The following is a 21,203-nucleotide window of genomic DNA, read 5'->3' as shown; positions in this document are numbered from 1 at the left end:
TGCCAGGCCAAGACCTATCTTCAGGTATGGACCCAACCACCAAAATCAACATCCCTGAATCCCACCGGGAACGCATCGTCATCATTGGTGGCGGCTTTGGTGGACTGCAAATGGCGCGCAAATTGAGCCGGCAGGATTACCAGGTGGTTTTGATTGACAAGAACAATTACCACCAGTTTCAGCCCCTTTTTTACCAGGTGGCCATGGCGGGTTTAGAGCCGAGTAGCATCGTTTTTCCCTTCCGAAAACTGTTCCAACGGCAGAAGAATATCTTCATCCGGGTGACCGAAGTGACCTCTCTCGACGCGGAGAAAAAGATGCTGCAAACGCCCCTCGGCCACTGCAATTACGACCACCTTATCATTGCTACGGGGGCGGATACAAACTTCTTCGGCAACGAGAACATCCGCCGCCACGCCATTCCGATGAAGTCGGTTTCGGAAGCCCTGTACATCCGCAACCACATCCTGGATGATTACGAAGACGCGCTCACCACGCCAGGGTACGACCTACGCCAGGAACTCGTCGACATCGTCATCGTCGGTGGTGGCCCGACCGGGGTGGAGCTGGCCGGTTCGCTGGCGGAGATGAAAACCCACGTCCTACCCAAGGATTATCCCGAATTGGACGTCGAAGCGGAGGTGGATATCTACCTCATCCAATCCGGTGACGTCGTTCTAAAGGGGTTCAGCGACGAGAGCAGTGCCCGGGCCCTCAAGAATTTACGGGATCTTGGCGTCAAGGTCCTTCTCAACAGCCGGGTGACGGATTTTGACGGTAAGCTCGTGCACCTCAAGGATGGTTCTACCATCCCCGCCCAAAAGATGATCTGGGCGGCGGGCATCAAGGGGAACCCCATCCCCGGTCTCCCGGAAGGAGCCGTGACTTACGGGAATCGCTTGGCCGTCGACCGCTTCCACCGCGTTCAGGGTACGGAGGATATCTACGCCATTGGCGACGTCGCTTACATGGAGGAGGAGGACTTCCCGAAGGGCCACCCTCAGGTCGCCCAGGTAGCCATCCAGATGGGGACGAACCTGGCCAAGAATTTCAAATTGCGTTTGCGGGAGGGGAAGGAACCACAGCCGTTTTCCTACAACGATAAGGGCAGCATGGCCACCATCGGCCGGGCCAAAGCGGTGGTGGACATCCCTAAACCGGAGCTGCACCTGGGCGGTTTTGTGGCCTGGTTCCTCTGGCTGGTCGTCCACCTCTTTGCGATTTTGGGGACGCGGAATAAAGTCTTCGTTTTCCTGAATTGGGTGACGAATTACATTAACTACAACCAGTCGCTGCGCCTCATTATTAAGCCGCACTTGCCGCCAAAGGGGGAGGACAACAAAATCTTTGCGAAAACAACCCAGGGGCAAGCATAAACTCGCGGACTTCCCGCCAAGATTAGCTCTTCCGTGGTATTGGTCCAACCAATCCGTACGTTCATCGATTGCTGGGAGCTGCATTCATCCAATCTGCGACGATTAACGTTACTTGCACCGTAGCTAAAGCACAACTTATGATCTCCGTTTTCCCCCTCTCGCAGCCCAATATGCTTGGTTTTACCCTCGACGGTGAGGTGGACGAAGCCGGCATGGAAAAGTTCCTCATGGCCGTAGAGGCGAAGGTGCTGACCCACCAGAAGATCCGCTTGCTCGGCAACATCAAATCCGTCGGTGGATTCCAGAGCCTGCAGGCTTTCTGGAGCACCCTCAAGACGAAAAAGGACCTTTGGGATAAGATCGAGAAGTACGCCATCCTTACGGACCACGGCTGGCTGGCGTCCCTTACCGGTGGCCTCGAGTGGTTGACGCCGGGGATCGACGTGAAGACTTTCCGCCTGTCCGAAGGCGAACTGGCCCACGATTGGTTGCGGCTGGACCCGGTGGAAGATCCTTCCCAGGGCCTCAAAGAGATCGACCTCGGTGAGCCCCAGGTGCTCGGCCTCGCCATCATCGGCAAGATGACGCCGCAGGATTATGACCGCATCAATCTCCTCATCGAAGCCCAGGCGCGCATGTACGGTCAGGCCCGCATTTTACTGGAGGTCGTCGACGCCGGCTTCTCCGGTCAGCAGTTGATTGAGGATATCAAAAGCGGCATCAAGAATTACAAGAACGTGGAGCGGATTGCGCTGATTGGGAACCAATCCTGGCTGAAGACAACCGTGAAATTGGGGGATTTGCTTACGCCCGGGCTTGAGTTGTCGGCGTTTTCTACGGCGGAGCGGAAGCGGGCGGTGGCTTGGTTGGGGTAGGGGTTTTTGGCGCTGACGCGGGTGCGGGGTTTTGTGGGACGGCTGCGCCTTTGGAGAAATAACGAAAACCTAGGGTCGTTCGGCCTGCGGCCTTCTTGACCCTAGGCTAACTGGCGTCTCCCTCCGGGAGACTTGGTCATCCATCCCGAGGCGAGACGGCTGCGCCGTTAACCCCGGGCTACAAGGTGAACCCCTTCGGGGTTAGGTGGGATTAACGAAAACCTAGGGTCGTTCGGCCTACGGCCTCCTTGACCCTAGGCTAACTGGCGTCTCCCTCCGGGAGACATGGTCATCCATCCCGAGGCGAAACGGCTGGGCCGTTAACCCCGGGCTACTAGGTGAACCCCTCCGGGGTTGGGGATGGGTACTCGGTTCCTCTACCTGCTCTTCTTTCTCCCTGGCAACCGCCGGAGGCATCTTTTGAGATAAGAAGAGACGAGTTTTAGATTTATTCGCCGTGGCTGAGTACGCGGGCGGGGACGGCTACGGCGGCCCGGTAAGCTACGAGGCTGATGGCCAGGGCACTTACCAAAGCTACCAGGATAGCAGCGGCGATGAAAATTGCAGGATTCACCGAAATCCGGTAGGCGAAGCCTTCTAGCCAGCGGGTGACGCCCCACCACGTCAGGGGAACGGCGAGGACGAGGGCGACTAGTAGGAGGGGAAGGTATTCTAAGTTGAATTTTCCGAGGATGTGCCAGTTGCTGGCGCCCAGTATTTTTCTGACGCCAATTTCCTTCTGCCGGAGCGTGGTGAGGTAGGCCGTCATCGCTACCAGGCCGATAATGGCCATGATGATGGCGAGCAGGCTGAAGTAATTGCAAAGGGTGGAAATACGGCGTTCATCCTGGTAAAGTTTCATGAGGTCATCTTCCAGGAAGGAAGCGGTGAAATACCGGTTCAGACCAAGTTCATCATACCTATCTTTCACGGCGGATGCTACTGCTTCTCTGGCAGACCCCTCATAGCCAATGAAGGCCGTGTAGACGTAGCGGGGCTCGCGATATACCGATAGAAACATTGGGTCGATTGATTCGCGGAGACTGAAAAGGTGGAGGTCCTCAAAGGTGCCACCGACGACGTAGGGGAAGCCTACTTCACCCGTTTCTTCGTTAATGTATTCGGGTTCCTGAATGATGGTTTGGCCCACGAGTTCTGCATCGGTGAGGCCGAAACGATTTTTGAGCCGGTCGGCCATCGTCCGATTAATGAGGACCAGGCGGTTTGGGGCCTGGTCCGGATCGGAAATATATTCTGGGATAGAGGTCCGGATGTTCATCTGGCCTAAGCCCCGATAATCCATGTATACGTTGTGCGCGTCATCGTACACCTGGTCGGTGCCGCTGAGTTTGTAGGTGGTCTGATTGAAGGGCTCCAGGCCCATCGGCGTGCCGCTACCAACTTCGGTGACGCCGGGGATACGGAGCACTTCGTTGCGGAAGGTGGCGAAGCGGCTGCTATCCGCGTTGAGGCTCACGTACATCACATTTTCTTTTCGGTACCCTAAATCCTTGTCCTGAATGTAGGTGAGCTGGCGGTTGACGAAGAGCGTCAAACTACCTAATCCGATCAGGAGGGCGAATTGAAGGGTAACGATCACCTTCCGGCTCGTTAGGCGGCCCCGGGCTTCACCCGCGCTTCCACGTCCAAACAACCCTTGCACCTGCGTCCGCGCCAAATTGAACGCCGGGTAAGCGCCGGCTAACAGACCAATAGTAAGGGTAAGGCCCAGCAATGTGATGATAAGCGCGGGGGAGCTAACAAAATCCCGCGAGAGTTCTACACCCATCAGCAGATTGAAACGTGGGATCAGGTACCACAAACCGAGCAGCACTACCGGTAGCGTGAGGGTGCTGAGGAGGGTAGCTTCCAGTAGAAATTGCCCTGCTACCTGGCCGCCGGAAGCACCGAATACTTTGCGCATTCCAATCTCCCGCGCCCGCCCGGCGTTCATGATGATCGACAGATTAGTGTAGTTGCTGACGGTGAGGAGGAGAATGATCACCGCAATAATGCCGATGATATAGAGGTAGCGCACGTCACCCGGTGGCTTGAGCTCGTAGAGAAGATCGGAACCAAGGTGGATGGAGGTGATGGGCTGCAGGATGACCCCGCCAAACAATTCATCTTCCGCCAGACGGGTATTGATGCTGGCAAAGTTTGCATCGATGCGCTTGCGGACTTCCTTGGCGTCAGTACCTGGAGCCAGTTCTACGTAGGGCCGTCCACCCCAGTAGTCCAATTTTGGCTGGTGGATGATGGCGGAGTATGAAAAATGTAGCCGTGGTGCTGGATCGGCTATGATGCCCGCCACAGCGTAATTGATGGTATCGATGCGCAACACCTCTTTCGTAAAATCCGTAGTGGCATAAGATGAGCCGTAGTAGCGCTTAGCGGTGGATTCCGTTAATAGCACAGTGTTGATATGATTGGTAAATTCACCAACCGCTCCGGCGATGACGGGCACGTTGAAGTAGGTGAGAAAGTCGGCTGGAGTATTGGTTTGAAGTAGGTTTTCGAGGGGTAGCTTCCGGTCTGCTAGCGTAGCCAACTGTGCGTCGGGAAATGTTATGAATTGCGCAACGGCATCCACGCCAGCGATATTTCTGAGCCCATCTACTTGCCGTAGCTGCCCGGCGGCATCCGTTCCGTTATAGCTGGCAAAGCCGATCATGCTGTAGCCTTGCGCCCGGAGATTCATTCCCACTCGATACTTGCGGTCACCCTCCGGCAGGTGGGTGTCGTAGCTGGTCTCGTAATTCAGATAAAGTACCGCAACTACAGCGGTAATGATCCCGACCGTGAGGACAAAATAGTTCGTCAGGTTGTACCACCAGCGTCGACGGAGGTTACGGCTGGCTACCTTGAAGAAATTGCCGAATAAGGACCAATTAGGTCCGCCGTGCACCAGTTGCGGTGTAGCCTCCGCATCAAATTGACTGACGCGACCGGCGGCCGCAGCGAAAGCATCTGCGGGGGTTAAACCGTTGATGAGGTTTTCGTCGTAACGGTCCAATAGGCCCGACTCAAGCTCCATTAAATCTTCCACTTCCGGAGCTTGGGTTGCCACGATCTGGCGGCGCCACTCCCGTAGGGCCTGCTCTAAATTAAAGTCCATGAAAATTGATTTATCCGACGGTTAGTTCGAGATCCTGGCCACCGGCCCAAAGGCGGGCGAGGGCACGGTTGACTTTTAACCAGGCGGACCGCTCTTGTTGAAGCCATTCCTTGCCGGCCTCCGTGATCTCGTAGTACTTGCGTTTGCGGCCGTTCTCGGTCTCCACCCACTGGGCGGTGATGAGGCCGTCGTTTTGCATTCGTTTCATAACTGGGTAGAGCATGGCATCCGTCCACTGCAGTTCGCCATCGGAGAGACGCTCGATTTCTTTAATGATGCGGTAGCCGTAGTTGCGCCCGTGGGAGAGGATGGAGAGGACGAGTGGTTTAGTGGAGGCGGCGACGAGTTGTTTATTGGCCATGGTATGTGTTTTAAAAGGGTGTAGTCAGGATTGATAAGGAGATTGGGCAGTTGCTGCTCAGCGCTGTTTCTCAGCTATCAGTTCCATGCCATCAAATAGCTTGACCGTCCGGCTTGCGTAGGCGGCATCCTCGGGTGAGTGGGTGACCATGACGATGGTGGCGCCCGCCCGGTGAAAGGCAGTCAATTTTTGCATGACGACACGGGAGTTTTCGGAGTCGAGGTTGCCCGTGGGCTCGTCGGCCAGAATGATGTCTGGCCGGGTGACGATTGCCCGGGCAATGGCGACGCGTTGCTGCTGGCCACCGGAAAGTTGGTTGGGATAGTGGTTGGCGCGGTGGTTGATCTCCAATTCAGCCAAGGCGTCATTGACACGGCGTTCACGTTCAGCCGGAGCGACTTTTTGATAGATCAACGGAAGCTCAACGTTTTCGGCAGCCGTGAGGGAATCGATGAGGTTAAAACTCTGAAAAATGAAGCCCATACCTTCCTTGCGCAGGCGGCCCCGCCCGTTGCGGGAAAGCTTAGTGACATCCTGCCCACGGAATAGATAAGTGCCCTTTGATGCGTCATCGATCAAGCCCAATACATTCAGCAGAGTTGACTTACCACTGCCGGAAGGGCCCGTGATGGCGACGAATTCACCCTCATCGATGCGGAGATCAATACCATTGAGGGCGGCCGTTTTCAGATCGCGGGTGTAGTGGTATTTGAAGATGCCACGAAGCTCGGCTACCGGGTGGCTTTTGGGATTGGACATTGGTATTAGTTGATGGTGATGTGGTCGTATTCCGCGAAGCCATCGTAAGTGGATACGATTACCCGATCGCCGGGTGAAAGGCCTTCAAGGACTTCATAGTAATTGGGGTTGGAGCGCCCGAGCCGGATGGGAATTCGGTCCGCCCCATCCTTTGCCAGCCGATACACCCAGTGCCCCCCGGTATCACCGTAGAATGGGCCGCTGGCGAGTAAGACGGAGGCGCGTTCCTCGCCGAAGAGGAGACGGAAACGAAGGGTCTGCCCCTTCACGAATTGGCCAGGCGATACGGCCCCATTAGTGAACCGGGCGTCGATACGAAAACGGCCGCCATTTACGTCGGGGTAGATCTTGGTGACCTCGATTTTCAGACTGTCGTTGCGCCCGGCAATGACGCCTGGTTGCCCCGCGGTGATTTTATCCAGATAATATTCATCGACTTCGGCGGTGAGATTTGGGTTTTCGAGACCGTATATCTCCCCTAATCGTTGCCCGCTCGTGATCGCTTGGCCCGTGTTGACGTCGAAGTTGCTCAAGCGACCGTCCACAGCGGCGCGCAGGTAGAGGCGGTCGAGGATGGCCCGTACGGCAATCAGGTTGGTCAGGATGCGGTCTTCAAAGGAATTTATTTGGCGGAGTTGGCGTTCGCGAGCGGTACTGTCGGCGCGTAGGGACGCAGTGAGGAGTTCCCGTCGTCGCTGAAAGTAGGCGTAGCGATTGGCGCTGGGTTCGTAGTCAGCCATCGCGATGAGGCCGTCGGCAAGGAGGCCACGATCGCGGTTGTACTGTTTGGTTTGGAGTGCTAATTGATAGTTGACCTCGACGAGCTGTTCGCGGCGGTTGAAGTCGTTCTGATTGAGGAGTAGCCGCGTTTGCCGTTGGGCATTGAGTTGTTCGATTAACTGGCTTTCGCGTTGCATGACCTCCAACTCTAGGTCGGCATTACCGATGCGCAGTAGGGTGTCTCCCCGCTGCACGGTTTGCCCAGAGCTGGCGTAGACTTGCTCGACGTTTCCGGCGATCTTGCTATCGATCACGTAAGTGGTGGCGGGTTCGATGCGGCCGTCGAGGTTGATGTACTCGTAGAAGGCGTTTTTCTCGACGGTGTGTACCCGCAATTGGTTACCGTCGATGCGTAGGGTGGCCGGGCGACTGAGGTAGTAACCAATCGCAATGGCTACCATGATTACGATGATCATGATGTAGGGTAGCCTGTGCTGGGTTGATTGTACTGGGGTGTCCATACCTGTTGTTGTTAGGTAGTATGCCTAACGGTGTTAGGTAGGGAAAGTTTTGTGGGTGGGGTATTTTTTTTGGGACGCTTCGCTTTGGGACACTTCGCTTTGGGACGGCTTCGCCTTCGGAACGCTTCGCTTTAGAACGCTGCGCTTTGGGACGGCTTCGCCTTTGGGACGCTTCGCTTTAGAACGGCTTCGCCTTTTGGACGGCTTCGCCTTTGGGGTTTAACAATATCCTGGGGCGAGACGGCTGGGCCGTTAACCCCGGGCTACTAGGTGAACCCCTCCGGGGTTGGGAGGGATTAACGAAAACCTAGGGTCGTTCGGCCTACGGCCTCCTTGACCCTAGGCTAACTGGCGTCTCCCTCCGGGAGACTTGGTCATCCATCCCGAGGCGAAACGGCTGGGCCGTTAACCCCGGGCTACTAGGTGAACCCCTCCGGGGTTGGGGATGGGTACTCGGTTCCTCTACCTGCTCTTCTTTCTCCCTGGCAACCGCCGGAGGCATCTCTGGGGATTTATGAAAACCTACGGTCGTTCCGGAGAGTTGGTCTTGTTTGCTTGCCCATTTACCTGGCACCTGCGGCAGCGCCCAGATTCCTATTATCTTCCGGAGTAAATGACTTGGCGTATGCAGCGGTATTTATACCTGATTGGATGGTTGTTAATTGGAGTGTGTGGATGCTCGGAGGCGGATAAACCGGCCGTTGAGATGACTGAGGGACCGGAGGTGATTGCGGCTGTTTTTGCCCACCCGGACGACGAAACTACCGTGGCGCCCATACTGGCCAAGTACGCGGCGATGGGGACGAAAGTGCACCTGATCACTACCACGGACGGGCGGTACGGGGTGACCGACCACGCGAAAATTCCCGCCGGAGATAGTTTGGTGGCGGTGCGGCACGAGGAATTGATCTGCTCCGCCGAAGCGTTGGGATTGGAACCGGTGATCCAGCTGGATGGGAAGGATATGTTGGGGAATAACGAGAGTATGGACGCCTACTTCGTTGAGTTGATCAAGATGGAGAATAGTCTCGAGCGCGTGTTGGATTCCCTGCGGCCGGACGTGGTCATCACCTTCGGGCCGGAGGGGGACAGCGGGCACCCCGACCATCGGCTGACCGGTGACGTGACTACCGAACTTCTGCTGAGTGGTAAACTGGGGTTTCTGCCCGAACTCTACTACTTCAGCTATACCCCGAAGCAGGCCGAACGCTACGGCGATTGGAATTTAAATTACACGGACGAGCGGTACCTGGATACGCGGATCACTTTTGGGGAGGATGACGCGGAGGCGTATTACAATTCCATCCGTTGCCACGTTAGTCAGTTTTCCCCGCAGGCCATGGAAAATTGGATTGCGGTGGAACGCGCCAATACCGATAAGCGGATATTTTTGCGGCGGGTGGTGCTATCGGGGGAAATTCGGGAGGGGTTTTGATTAGTTCAGACCTGCCGGATCGTAAATGCCAATGGCGAAGTTGACCACGCCGGCCAGGATGAGCGCCGCAAGCGTAACGGTGAACATCCACAGTAGGTAGACGCGCCACAAGCGGCCGAAGAAGGAGCGGTAGAGCCGGGTACTGAACTGCCAGAAGTAAACGAAGGTCATCGCCGTGATCAGTGCTGAATTCGCTTGGTAGTTAAAGGCCAATACCTCACGGGAAAGTGGGAACAAAGGCAGGATGCCACCCAAAATACTGAAGACGTTCTGCATGGCAAACAGGAAACAAATGCCCACGAAGTGCTCCCAGAAATTGAAAGGCTTGCGCCAATAAATGAGCCATTGCAGAAAAGTGACGAAGGCCAAAATGGCGAAAATCACCACCCGATAACTGCGCCGGAGTACCGCATCGAGGGCCTCCGACTCTTCCGGGATGGGCATCTGGATGGCGAAACGTTTGGCCAGGATAAAGTCGAGCGGAACCGTTGCGTAGGAGCGTAGCAGCAAGTCTATCCCCAAAGTGAGGAGCAAGAGCGCCAGGAAGTTGAAGTATTTCTTGCGGTGGCCGCCGATGTAGTCCAGCGCCAGGTAACCCGGGCGGTAGAAGAGATCGACCACGGTGCGCCCGAGCCCCCGGTTGAGTTGAAGGACATCCTCGATGAATTGCCCGTCCCAAAGCGTCTTCAGGCTGAAGCGCTTGGTGGTGGCGCGTTGCCCGCAATTGGCGCAGAACTTACCGGTGAGTTCCCTCCGGCAATTGAGGCAGTGGGTATCCGGCGGGAGGGTATGGTTTGGGGGTGGGGCGGGGCGCATGGTTGGATAAATATAAGCTTCGCCGTTAGGATTGCTTCGCCTTAAGAACGTTTCGCATTAGCAATCGCCTCCTAAAAATCTTCTACCAGGGGACCACGCCCCTCCAACCGATCCAACAAGCCCAAAATAATATCAATCCCCGCCGCATTAACTCCGAGATCTCGGTACAAACGCAGCGCGCGCTCGATACGGGGTAGTTGGGGTTCGGGAATGACCTGAGCCTCACCCTGAGTCTGGAGTTCGAAAATGCCATGGTCCACAAATTCGTTGAGGATGATGACTTCGCACTGGTGGAAGGCGCAAAATTGCTGCACCGTGATGTAGCTGACACCGTCTTGCATGGCGATTAATTTAGGTCATTGAGTTGTTGGTACGCCTTCCGTTGCTCATCGGTCAGGCTAGTGGGGAGCTGGGCTTCGAGGTCGACGTAGAGGTCGCCGGAAGCCTCCTTTTTGTAGACGGGGAGGCCCTTGCCTTTGAGGCGGACCCGCTTTCCGTTTTGCGTCAATTCGGCAACTGGGATCATCACTTTACCCGTGGGGGTAGTCACCTCCAACTTGCCGCCAAGGACCATCGTTGCTACGGGGACGGCGACGGTCTTGTACAGGTCCGCTCCTTCACGTCGGTACTCCGGAGGAGTAATGACTTCGAAGGTGATGTAGAGATCGCCGGCCGTGCCGCCTTCCGGGCCAGGGCCACCCTGGCCGCGAAGGCGGATACGCTGCCCGTCCTCGACCCCGGCGGGAATAGTGATCCGTAGTTGCTTGCCGTTAACCGTCAGGACTTGCTTTTCACTCTTGAGGATATCCTCCATACGGACGCGGAGGGTCGCCTCAAGGTCCTGCCCCTTGAAAGAGGTGCGGCGACGGCCACCGCCAAAGCCCGCTCCACCGCCACCGCCAAACATTTGGCTGAAGAATTCGGAGAAGTCTTCGTCGCCACCACCGCCGGTGGAATAGGTGTAGCGTTGGCCACCGCCGCCAAAGGGATTTCCGCTACCAAAGGGGTTGCCGCCGCCGGCGCCACCACCGTAGCCAGCTTTTTCGAATTGCTCGGCGTGTTCCTAATCCTTGCCGTACTTATCGTACTTCTTCCGCTTTTCCGGGTCGGAGAGTACCGCATTGGCTTCGTTGACGGCCTTGAATTTCTGCTCCGCCTCCGCGTTGCCTTCGTTGAGGTCCGGGTGGTATTTCCGCGCCAGTTTGCGGAACGCTTTTTTGATGGCCTTCTGGTCGGCGTCTTTCGGAACGCCCAGGGTCTGGTAGTAATCGATAAATGCTGCCATAGTCATTTTATTACGGGATGGGCCGGCGGAAAGTTTGGTTCAATTTTATCGGCCACTTCACCTCTCCATAATTGGAATTCAACCAAAGCGAAGCGTCCCAAAGGCGAAGCCGTTCTAAAGCGCAGCGTTTTAAAGGCGCAGCCGTCCTAAACCAAACGCTCCCTATCTTCCCCCAAATCCTCCCAACATGCGCTCCCTCCCCATCCTCACCCTGCTCGCCCTCCTCCTTTGCACCTGCGACAGCGCCCCAACCACGTCAGCTGAAATGACTGCTACTACGGACGCAGACCGCCCCGAATACGCCCTCGTCATCCACGGCGGAGCCGGCACAATCTTGCCAGAAAACATGACGCCGGAGAAAGAAAAAGCCATCAAAGCAGCGATGAATGCGGCGATGGACGCCGGCGAAAAGATCCTCGCCGCCGGAGGGACCGCAGCCGACGCCGTGGAAGCCACGATCTGGATCATGGAAGACAGCGAGTACTTCAACGCCGGAAAAGGCGCTGTATTTACCAACGCCGGAATCAACGAAATGGACGCCAGTTTTATGACCGGCCACGACCAGAACGCCGGCGCCGTCGGGGGCGTGACGACCATCAAACACCCCATCTCCGCCGCCCGGGCCGTGCTGGAAAAATCGGAACACGTACTGCTCTCCGGGAAGGGCGCGAACGACTTCGCCATCGCCGCCGGCCTGGAAAGCGTGGACCCCAAGTACTTCTACACCGAAGGCCGCTACCAGAGCTTGCAGCGCGCCCTCGAAGGGGAGAAGACCGAACAAGAAAACGAAGACAAGCCAATCGACGTGGACAAGAAACACGGCACCGTCGGCTGCGTCGCCCTCGATAAATCTGGGAATCTTGCCGCCGGCACCTCCACCGGAGGAATGACCAACAAACGCTTCAACCGACTCGGCGACAGCCCCATCATCGGCGCCGGCACTTACGCGGACAACGCCACCTGCGGCGTGAGTTGCACCGGCTGGGGCGAGTACTTCATCCGCTACGCCGTGGCCTACGACGTACACGCGCGCATGGCCTACGGCGGCGCGACGGTCGAAGAAGCCGCCAACGCAGTGATCCACAAAACGCTGGTAGAAAAAGGGGGCACCGGTGGCCTGATCGCGCTGGATAAGAACGGTAACGTGGCCATGCCCTTTAATACGCCGGGGATGTACCGGGGGTATTTGAAGAGTGGGGGAGTTAGAGAGGTGGAGTTTTTTAGTCTGTAGTCTGCAGTCTTTAGTATCGTAGTCGGGTAGTCGGGTAGTAGCGTAGTGCACTACCCGACTACCCGACTACGCTACTAAAGCTCCAACCGATTAATACACTCCCAAGTCAAGTAACTCTCATACCCCCGCTGGAACATATAATCCGCCAATTTCCGGCGTTTGAGGTAGGGGTGGAGGCCGGGTTTTTCGGCGCGGTCGCGGCGTAGTAGTTCGTCTTCGAGGGTTTTGAGGTAGTCTTCTTCTTCGATCTCCGAGAGTCCTTTTTTAATGCAGTAGGCGGAGATGTCGCGTTGCTTGAGCTCGCGGGTGATTTTCATGCGGCCCCAGCGTTTGATCTTGAATTTGCCGCGGGCGAAAGAGCGGGCGAAGCGTTCGTCGTCGAGGTACTTTTCTGCGATCAGGTCACAGATCACCTCCTCGGCTTCGTGGCCGAAACAGCGGAGTTCGCGAAGCTTTTGCCGGGCCTCCTGGTGGCAGCGATCCTGATACGCGCAGTAGTGCTGCAACGCCTCCAGGGCTTGCTCGCGGGTATAAACGACTTTCGGGGCCTGCTTCGGCTTGTAGTACACGGGTTTTGTTTGAATGAGCCTGGCAAAGGTAAAACAAAAAGTAGTTAAAATGTTGCTTTAGACACACAGAGATTTATACTGCTTGTGGCGGGCTCAGCGTGTGAAACACACAAACACGGGCAAGGGCAGGCCACTATTCTTCTCCTCTTAATCCTCTCTTCCGCCTTATTCTTCTTTGCGAAAAAGAGCACCGCTACGAAGTAGCACCGAAGCTAAAGCACCAAAAAATCACCTCCGAAGCTAAATTCCCAAACCGTAAGTCTTTTGTTGCCAACTTTAATACCTTCGTAAGCAAAAGAAAAACACCATGGACTTACAAAAAATGTGGGACGATTACGAGCCCGTATTTCTCGAAATCGGCTTCAAGGTATTCGCCGGCCTGGCGATCCTCATTATTGGTTTTAAGTTGATCAACTGGGCCATCGATAAGTTGAAATCGATCCTCGTCACCAAGAATTTTGACTACAGCGTTTCCGGCTTCATCACCAGCTTTTTGGGGATTGGCATGAAGATCCTACTCATCCTCTCCGTGGCGGGGATGTTCGGGGTGGAAACGACGTCCTTCATCGCTATCCTCTCCGCGCTTTCGCTGGCGGTTGGCCTGGCTTTGCAGGGGAACCTGGGGCACTTCGCGAGCGGTATCCTCCTGCTCACCTTCCGCCCCTTCCGGGTGGGTGATTTCGTGACGGCGGACGGCTACACCGGTACCGTAAAGGAAATTCAAGTGTTTAACACGATTCTCACGACCTTGGATAACCGGCTCGTCATCATCCCCAACGGTAACGTGATGGGCAACGCCATCCAGAACATGACCGCCCAGGGCATCCGCCGCGTGGACATGACCTTCGGCATCGGCTACGACGACGATATTGATCAGGCCCGCTCCGTCATCAAGCAAGTCATCGCCGGCGCGGAGATGGTGGACCAAACCCGCCCCGCCGACATCTTCGTCAAAACCCTCAACGATTCCAGCGTAGATTTCGCCGTCCGCGTCTGGACGACCAATGACAACTACTGGCCCGCCTATTTCCACATCACGGAGCAGATCAAGAAGTCGTTCGATGCAGCGAACATTGGGATTCCTTATCCGCAAATGGATGTACACATTAGTAAATAGTCTATAGTCTATAGTCTGTAGTCTGCAGACGGTCGACTACAGACTACAGACTAAAGACTAAAGACTACAGACTAAAGACTACAGACTACAGACTACAGACTAATAATGCACCTCCGCCACTACGAAGTCTCCCACCAATTCCTGATGGGTTACCTCGATTACTACTACCGGTTCAAGATCATCACGAAGGGCGCGCGCATTCGTTTTGAGGAACGGGATTGGCACGGTATTCAGGCGGACGCGCGGACGCGGATCAACCTCTACCGCGACATCGTTGGCGAGACGACGCGGAAGATCTCCGACCTGCTCGGGGATACCTGGGCGGCACCCGATTTTTGGGCGCTCGTCAAGGAAGCTTACGGGGAGGACATTGCCCACTTCAACACCCGCAATATTGCGGAGACCTTTTATAACAGCGTCTACCGCCACTTCCATTCGGTGGGGGCGGACCCGGCGTTGATGTTTGTTTCCCGGACGAGTGATTACCGGGAGTTTAAGGGGATGTCCCGCATCAGCCGCGAGTTCAAGTTGGGGGACCACACGGCGCTCGAGGTCGTCACGCAGGTACTGGAAACCACGCAGTTCAATGCACCCTGGGAGGATAAGGAGCGCGACGCCCGTCGGGTAGCCGAGCGCTGGGCGGAGTTGGCGGCGGACTTTGGCCACCTCACGCCGTACGATACATTGGAGATCCTCAGCTCCGTTTTTTACCGCAATAAATCCGCCTACATCGTCGGGCGGTACCGGCGGGAGGGGCGGCTATACCCCTTCATTTTACCCTTACTGCACACGGCGGAGCGGGGAATTTTCGTGGACGCACTGCTGCTCGAGGCGGACCAGGTCACCTCCATTTTTTCCTATCACCGCTCCTACTTTCTGGCGGACATCACGGTCCCCAGCGACATGGTGGATTTCCTGCAAACCTTCATGCCGACCAAGGCGATCAGCGAGCTCTACAACGCCATCGGCTTCGAAAAGCACGGCAAGACGGTCTTTTACCGGGAGCTCCGCCGCCACTTTCGGCGCACGGCCAAACCCACTTCCATCGCACCCGCGACAGCGCCCAATTCGTCTCGCATTGAATCGGGAACAGCGCCAGTTCAGGAACAAAGGGCGCTGCCGCAGGTGCCAACAAATGGGATGGGGCCAGCGGAGAACTTTGGGACGGCACCCGGCATCGCCGGAATGGTCATGTACGTATTTACGATGCCCCGGATGAATATGGTATTCAAGATCATCCGCGACAAATTTGCGCCCCCCAAGCAGGTAACGGAGGCGACGGTGAAGGAAAAATACGACCTCGTAAAACGCCACGACCGGGTGGGGCGGATGGCCGATAGCTACCTCTTCCAGCAACTCAGTTTGCCGTTGGAGCGCTTCGAAATGGAGTGCCTCGCCGAACTCCAAAGCACCGCCCCGAGTAAGGTGAAAATTGATGGGGATGCCGTCCTGATCAGCCACGTCTACGTGGAGAAGAAGATGACGCCACTGAACATCTACCTGGAAACGGCGGACGAAAAAATGGCCAAAAAGGCCCTGCGCGACTACGGCCGCGCCATCAAACAACTTGCCTGCGCCAACATCTTCCCCGGCGACCTGCTGCTGAAGAACTTCGGCGTTACGCGCGTGAACCGCGTTGTTTTCTACGACTACGATGAGATCGAATTGGTGACGGACTGCAACTTCCGCCACATCCCCGAAGCGCGGACGTACGAAGAAGAAATGGCCAGCCACCCCTGGTACTACGTGGGGCCGAAGGATATTTTCCCCGAAGAGTTTCCCGGTTTCCTCATGCGCTCCGGCCCCAACCTGACCTACCTCCGGGGCCGCCACGGCGAGATCTTTGACGCCGATTTCTGGAACGACATTAAATCCCGTCTGCTGGCGGGGGAGATCATGGATGTGTTCCCTTATAGGACGGATTTTCGGTTTGGGGTGGGGTGATTTTGAATTTGGTAAATACGTACACCCAACGATCGAAAACCCGGGGCGAGACGGCTACGCCGTTAACCCCGGGCTACGAGGTGAACCCCTCCGGGGTTAGGCGTTGGAATCTGGAGGTTGTAACGAAATCCCGGAAATCGTAACGAAAACCTAGGGTCGTTCAGCCTGCGGCCTCCTTGACCCTAGGCTAACTGGCTTCTCCCTCCGGGAGAAAATGGCCGTTTTAAATTTCTCTGGTTCTCTAATTCTCTACCTCTCCTGTGAAACCGCCGGAGGCATCATTACCACCCCGGAATTAACGAATACCTAGGGTCGTTCAGCCTGCGGCCTCCTTGACCCTAGGCTAACTGGCTTCTCCCTCCGGGAGAAAATGGTCGTTTTAAATTTCTCTGGTTCTCTAATTCTCTACCTCTCCTGCGCAACCGCCGGAGGCACCCACAAGAGGTAAGTGAAACCAAATCCCCATAACCATTCACCCCACCAATACGACGATTCACCCAAAAACCAATTCCACCACCTCAGCCGCCCACCGTACTTCGTGGCAAATCAAAACAACACCATGAAGAATTTACACTCACCTTTTTCCCAGGCGGACCGCACCAGCACCGCCATCATTATCCTGATCCTTTTCTTTTCCATCGCCCTCGGCCACGGGCTCGCCGCTCAGACCATTAAAGGGCAGGTACTCGACGCCCAGTCCGAAATGCCACTCATTGGCGCTACGGTGGAACTGACCTCCCTCGAACCCAATCGGGGGGTGACGACCGATCTGGACGGCTACTTCTCCATCGGCGACGTACCACCCGGGCGGCACGCGCTGCGCCTCAGCTACCTTGGCTACGAAACCCAGGGCGTACCCAACATCCTGGTGACGGCGGGCAAGGACGTCATCCTGAACCTCGGGCTCGCCGAGAGCGTCTCCGAGCTGGAAACCGTGACGGTGACGGCGGGGACGCGCAACGGTGAATCCCTCAACGAAATGGCCACCGTTTCCAGCCAGACCTTTACCGCCGAGAGCGTCAACCGCTTCGCCGGGGGGCGGGCCGACGTATCGCGGATGGCCTCCAACCTGGCCGGCGTGGCGACCTCCGACGATAGCCGGAACGATATCGTCATCCGCGGCAACTCCCCCATGGGCCTGCTGTGGCAACTCGAAGGCATCCCGATCCCCAACCCCAACCACTTCTCTACGCTGGGGACGACGGGTGGACCGGTCTCCGCGCTCAACCCCAACCTCCTGGCCAATTCCGAATTCGCCACCTCCGCCTTCGCCGCCGAGTACGGGAACGCCATCGGAGGCGTCTTTGACCTGTCCCTACGGCGGGGCAACCGCGACCGCTACGAATTCATGGCCCAACTCGGTACCTTTTCCGGCCTCGAAGCCATGGCCGAAGGGCCGCTAAATAACAAGAAGGGCAGCTTCGTGGCGAGCTTCCGCAACAGCTTCGTCGGGCTGGCTACCGAACTGGGCATCCCCGTCGGGACGGCCGCTACGCCGGACTACCGAGACCTGACCTTCAACGTCGATTTTGGCAACGGCAAGGCCGGGAAGTTCTCCATCTTCGGGATCGGTGGAACGAGCAACATCGACTTCCTCGGCAACGAGATTGACGAGAACGACCTCTTCGCCGACGCAACGCGTAACTCCTACGTGGAGAGCCTTTTTGGGGTGCTGGGCGTCCGCCACAACCTCATCACGGGGGACAATACCTATCTGCGGACGATCCTTTCCTCCAACGTCCAGGGCAACACTTACGTGGAATACGACCTCAACGAAGAGGGCGGTGACGGCCTGTTGCTCACCGACGTGGACGACCGGACGACCCGCTACAGCCTCAAGTCCTACCTCAATTCCAAGATCAACAAACGGCTGACGGTGCGGGCCGGGCTCCAGGCGGAATCCAGCCACCTCAATACCCAGTTCCAGGACCGCAACGGCTCCCCCGACCTCGACGGTGACGGCCAACGCGACCTGATCGCCATCCGCGATTTTGACGGCAACTTCGGCCTCTACCAACTCTTCGGCCAGGCCCGCTACCGGGTGGGGGAGCGGCTGACGGTCAACGCCGGTCTCCACGGCCAGTACTTCTCCCTCGCCGAGGCCACCGCACTGGAGCCCCGCCTCGGCCTTCGCTACCAGGCCACCAGCAAACTGGGGCTGACGGCCGCTTACGGTCGCCACAGCCAGACGCCGGCCCTACCCGTTTACTTCTTCCGCGACCCCACCACGGGCAACGCTGATGCCAACCAGGACCTCGGTTTCCTCAAGGCCGACCACTTCGTCGCCGGGGCCGACTACGCCTTCGCGCCCAACTGGCGCTTAAAGGGTGAGGTCTACTACCAGAGCCTGTTCGACGTGCCGGTGGATGCTTTCCCCAGCAGCTTCTCCATCCTTAACGCCGGCGCCGACTTCGTCTTTCCCGAGCGGGGCAACCTCGTCAACGACGGCACGGGCGCCAACTACGGGGTGGAACTGACGCTCGAGCACTACTTCGCCAACAATTGGTACCTGCTCTTCACCGGCTCCCTTTTCGAAAGCGAGTACGCCGGCAGCGACGGCATCGATCGTGCGGGTGCCTTCGCCAACGATTACGTCCTGAATGCCCTGGCGGGTCGGGAGTGGGCCTTCGGCAAGGCCAAACAGCACCGATTCACCGTCAACGCCAAGGTGACGACGAGTGGTGGCCGGCCGTACACGCCGGTCGATCTGGAAGCCAGCCGGATGGCGGGGGTTGACATCCGCGACGACTCGGTGCCCTTCACCGAACGCTACGGGAATTACTTTCGGGCAGACCTGAAACTGGGCGTCTTGCTTAACTCTGATGGCAAGAAGTTCAGCCAGAGTTTTTTCATCGATTTCCAGAATCTTACGGATAACGACAACGTTTTTCAGCGTAGATTCAACGCCGTTACGGGCGAGGTCAATACCGTGCTGCAGTCCGGTTTCTTCCCCGATATTCAGTACCGCGTCCAATTCTAAGCACCATGAATTTCTTCATCTCTCCGGAAGACCGCCTCCGCTACTTTGGCTTCGACGATCGGTACGCGATGGCACTTGGCATCCTCCCCATCGCGGCGATCTCGAACCTGTTGTTCGACGGTTGGGATGAAGCCCTAAGCGGTGGCGAAATGCTCGTTTGCTACGGCATTTCGGTCACGCTCACGGTACTCTACTGGTTCATCAGCCGCTACGTGTTCTACTATTTTCGGCGCCGGCTGCCCCGGGATAGCGACATCGCCAAACGCCTGGCCGCAATCATGGGCGTACTACTGGCCATCGTCATCGTCATTTCCATCAACGTCGACTTCGTTACGGATGCCATGGAACTCAAGGGGCAGCCCGTCGAAAAGCCCTTGTTCTTCAAGGTTTTGGTCTGTTACATCATTGTATTATTCGTCGGGTCCATCTACGAAAGCGCCTACTTCTTCGTCCGCTACCGCCAGAGTTTGCTGGAGCGCGAGCGGCTGGCGCGTGAGAATATGCAAGCCCAACTCAGCGTCCTGAAGCAGCAAATGAACCCCCATTTCCTCTTCAATTCCCTCAACACGCTCGTCAACATCATCCCCGAAGACAGCGAGAAAGCCACCCGTTTTACCCAGCGCCTCTCCTCCGTTTACCGCCGCATTTTGGATTACCGCCGCCACGAAACCATCCCCCTCTCCGAAGAGCTCGAGGCCCTGCGCGACTACATTTTCCTCCTGCAGGTCCGCTTCGAAGACAAACTCCGTGTAGAGTGGGACGTACTGACATCACCACCGATCCAGAGCGAGATAAACAGGGCGCTGCCGCAGGTGCCGGGGGATGGACAAGGGAGCCAAGCGGATGGGTTACCCACGAAATTAGGAAAGCAGCGGATCGTACCGCTGGCCGCCCAATTGTTGGTGGAGAACGCCGTTAAGCACAACACCGTATCCACCGCTTCTCCCCTGACGATCCGCATCACGATCCGCCCCGAATACCTACGGGTGACGAACCGCATCAACAAACGGGCCGACGGACTGCTGAACAGTACCGGCTGGGGGCAGGAGAACCTCCGCCAACGCTACGCCGCCATCACCAACCGGCCAATCAACATCGCAACGGAGGGCGGCAACTACAGCGTTGAGATCCCTCTCCTCACCACCGTGGAATTGGAGCGGGACGCCCCCAACAACCTCAAAACCTTTTCCGCATGACCTGCTGGCTGATTGAGGACGAGCCCCCCGCGCTCCGCCGCCTCCAGAAACTGATCGCCGCCGCCCGCCCCGGCTGGGCCATCACCCATACGGCCGATACGATTGAGGCCACCCGTCACGCCCTGGCCACCCTCCCACATCCGGACGTCATCTTCAGCGACATCCACTTGGCGGACGGCCTCGCCTTCTCCATCTGGGAAACGGGGGAGTACGCCGGCAACATCATCTTCACGACGGCCTACGACCAGTACGCCCTCCGTGCCTTCCGAGTCAATAGTATCGATTACCTCCTCAAACCCATCAGCGAAACGGAGTTGGAACGGAGCCTCTCCGCCCTGGAATCCCGCCAGGCCCAACTCGCCGCCCCGGATTGGCAGCAATTGGCCAGACTCGTCCAAAACAAAGAACCCGTCTACCGCGAACGCTTCCTCGTGCAGAAGGGCCCGAATTGGGTGCCCGTCCGGGTGGAGGATCTCCGGCAACTGTACTCCAAGGATGGCTCCACCTTCGCCCTCAGCACGGCCGGCACCCGCTACCTACTAACCGATGCCCTCGACCGCCTCGCCGAAGAACTGGACCCCGCCAAGTGGTACCGCATTAACCGCAGCCAGATCATCCACATCGATAGCGTGGAGCAGGCGGCGCCTTACTTTAATCATAGGTTGAGCCTGCGGCTGAGCCCTGCGGGGGAGGGGGAGAATTTGGTGAGTCGGCAGCGGGTGAAGGGATTTCGGGGGTGGCTTGGGGGGTGATCGGAATATTGGAGACCCGACCTCTGGTCGGGTTGGGGAGGTGAGGGACTTTAGACGTTAGATTTTAGATTTTAGAGTGGGGGCGTTTGGGGTTTTAGCCGCAGTTATATTGGAGACCCGACCTCTGGTCGGGTTGATAGGCCCCGGT

The 21,203-nt window shown here is 57.1% G+C and carries 16 protein-coding genes and 1 pseudogene; 9 read left to right on the top strand and 8 right to left on the bottom strand.

All coding sequences use genetic code 11. The annotated features are described in order from the left end of the window. The first annotated feature begins 26 nt into the window (after positions 1 to 26). Together A3850_RS17185 and A3850_RS17180 are read left to right on the top strand one after the other, a co-directional pair. Positions 27 to 1,376, top strand: coding sequence for an NAD(P)/FAD-dependent oxidoreductase (locus A3850_RS17185; RefSeq protein WP_068220005.1), 1,350 nt, complete (start codon positions 27 to 29; stop codon positions 1,374 to 1,376). 137 nt (positions 1,377 to 1,513) lie between these two features. Further along, complete coding sequence (locus A3850_RS17180; RefSeq protein ID WP_068220002.1) at positions 1,514 to 2,251, top strand: STAS/SEC14 domain-containing protein; 738 nt, start codon at positions 1,514 to 1,516, stop codon at positions 2,249 to 2,251. 448 nt (positions 2,252 to 2,699) lie between these two features. On the opposite strand, the gene A3850_RS17175 is transcribed toward A3850_RS17180, so the two are convergent. From A3850_RS17175 to A3850_RS17160, 4 genes are read right to left on the bottom strand one after another with little or no spacing between them, the layout of a single operon-like run. Continuing rightward, positions 2,700 to 5,369: an ABC transporter permease gene (locus tag A3850_RS17175; RefSeq protein WP_068219998.1), complete on the bottom strand. Its 2,670-nt coding sequence runs from the start codon at positions 5,367 to 5,369 to the stop codon at positions 2,700 to 2,702. Between the two features lie 10 nt (positions 5,370 to 5,379). Next, positions 5,380 to 5,730 (bottom strand): PadR family transcriptional regulator, encoded by a 351-nt coding sequence (locus A3850_RS17170; RefSeq protein ID WP_068219995.1) that lies wholly within the window; start codon positions 5,728 to 5,730, stop codon positions 5,380 to 5,382. A gap of 57 nt (positions 5,731 to 5,787) precedes the next feature. Then, a complete protein-coding gene (locus tag A3850_RS17165) occupies positions 5,788 to 6,489 on the bottom strand; it encodes an ABC transporter ATP-binding protein (protein ID WP_068219992.1) in 702 nt (233 codons plus the stop codon). Between the two features lie 5 nt (positions 6,490 to 6,494). Next, the gene (locus A3850_RS17160; RefSeq protein WP_068219990.1) at positions 6,495 to 7,685 is read right to left on the bottom strand and encodes an efflux RND transporter periplasmic adaptor subunit; all 1,191 of its coding nucleotides are present in this window, start codon (positions 7,683 to 7,685) and stop codon (positions 6,495 to 6,497) included. Positions 7,686 to 8,355: 670 nt separating this feature from the next. Between A3850_RS17160 and A3850_RS17155 the strand changes: the two genes are divergently transcribed. Then, a complete protein-coding gene (locus tag A3850_RS17155; RefSeq protein ID WP_068219987.1) occupies positions 8,356 to 9,165 on the top strand; it encodes a PIG-L deacetylase family protein in 810 nt (269 codons plus the stop codon). Here A3850_RS17155 and A3850_RS17150 read toward each other — a convergent pair whose 3' ends face one another. From A3850_RS17150 to A3850_RS20635, 3 genes and pseudogenes are all read right to left on the bottom strand, one after another. Next, the gene (locus A3850_RS17150) at positions 9,166 to 9,981 is read right to left on the bottom strand and encodes a DUF3667 domain-containing protein (protein WP_068219984.1); all 816 of its coding nucleotides are present in this window, start codon (positions 9,979 to 9,981) and stop codon (positions 9,166 to 9,168) included. A 71-nt stretch (positions 9,982 to 10,052) separates the two neighbouring features. Beyond that, entirely contained in the window at positions 10,053 to 10,322 is a 270-nt protein-coding gene (locus A3850_RS17145; protein ID WP_068219982.1) for a chaperone modulator CbpM, read from the bottom strand. Positions 10,323 to 10,327: 5 nt separating this feature from the next. After that, positions 10,328 to 11,266 (bottom strand): annotated as a pseudogene (locus tag A3850_RS20635) (DnaJ C-terminal domain-containing protein). 187 nt (positions 11,267 to 11,453) lie between these two features. Between A3850_RS20635 and A3850_RS17135 the strand changes: the two are divergent. Further along, positions 11,454 to 12,497: an isoaspartyl peptidase/L-asparaginase family protein gene (locus A3850_RS17135; protein WP_068219978.1), complete on the top strand. Its 1,044-nt coding sequence runs from the start codon at positions 11,454 to 11,456 to the stop codon at positions 12,495 to 12,497. 74 nt (positions 12,498 to 12,571) lie between these two features. Here A3850_RS17135 and A3850_RS17130 read toward each other — a convergent pair whose 3' ends face one another. Beyond that, positions 12,572 to 13,066 carry a regulatory protein RecX gene (locus A3850_RS17130; protein ID WP_068219975.1) on the bottom strand — a complete coding sequence of 165 codons (495 nt, stop codon included), beginning with the start codon at positions 13,064 to 13,066 and terminating at the stop codon, positions 12,572 to 12,574. Between the two features lie 307 nt (positions 13,067 to 13,373). On the opposite strand from A3850_RS17130, the gene A3850_RS17125 reads away from it, so the two are divergent. The 5 genes from A3850_RS17125 (at position 13,374) to A3850_RS17105 (ending at position 21,055) form a co-directional block, all read left to right on the top strand. Further along, positions 13,374 to 14,183 carry a mechanosensitive ion channel family protein gene (locus tag A3850_RS17125; RefSeq protein ID WP_068219971.1) on the top strand — a complete coding sequence of 270 codons (810 nt, stop codon included), beginning with the start codon at positions 13,374 to 13,376 and terminating at the stop codon, positions 14,181 to 14,183. Between the two features lie 105 nt (positions 14,184 to 14,288). Continuing rightward, positions 14,289 to 16,127: a bifunctional isocitrate dehydrogenase kinase/phosphatase gene (locus tag A3850_RS17120; protein ID WP_068219968.1), complete on the top strand. Its 1,839-nt coding sequence runs from the start codon at positions 14,289 to 14,291 to the stop codon at positions 16,125 to 16,127. Positions 16,128 to 16,686: 559 nt separating this feature from the next. Then, entirely contained in the window at positions 16,687 to 19,107 is a 2,421-nt protein-coding gene (locus A3850_RS17115) for a TonB-dependent receptor (RefSeq protein ID WP_068219964.1), read from the top strand. Between the two features lie 5 nt (positions 19,108 to 19,112). Then, positions 19,113 to 20,303: a sensor histidine kinase gene (locus A3850_RS17110; RefSeq protein ID WP_068219961.1), complete on the top strand. Its 1,191-nt coding sequence runs from the start codon at positions 19,113 to 19,115 to the stop codon at positions 20,301 to 20,303. Continuing rightward, the gene (locus A3850_RS17105) at positions 20,300 to 21,055 is read left to right on the top strand and encodes a LytTR family DNA-binding domain-containing protein (protein ID WP_068219958.1); all 756 of its coding nucleotides are present in this window, start codon (positions 20,300 to 20,302) and stop codon (positions 21,053 to 21,055) included. Before A3850_RS17110 ends, A3850_RS17105 begins: the two co-directional genes overlap by 4 nt. The last annotated feature ends 148 nt before the right edge of the window (positions 21,056 to 21,203 follow it).

Origin of the sequence: Lewinella sp. 4G2 (genome assembly GCF_001625015.1) — a bacterium.
Lineage (GTDB): Bacteria > Bacteroidota > Bacteroidia > Chitinophagales > Saprospiraceae > Neolewinella.
The sequence above is the reverse complement of the archived record's forward strand: the minus strand, read 5'-3'. Positions and strand labels throughout refer to the sequence as shown.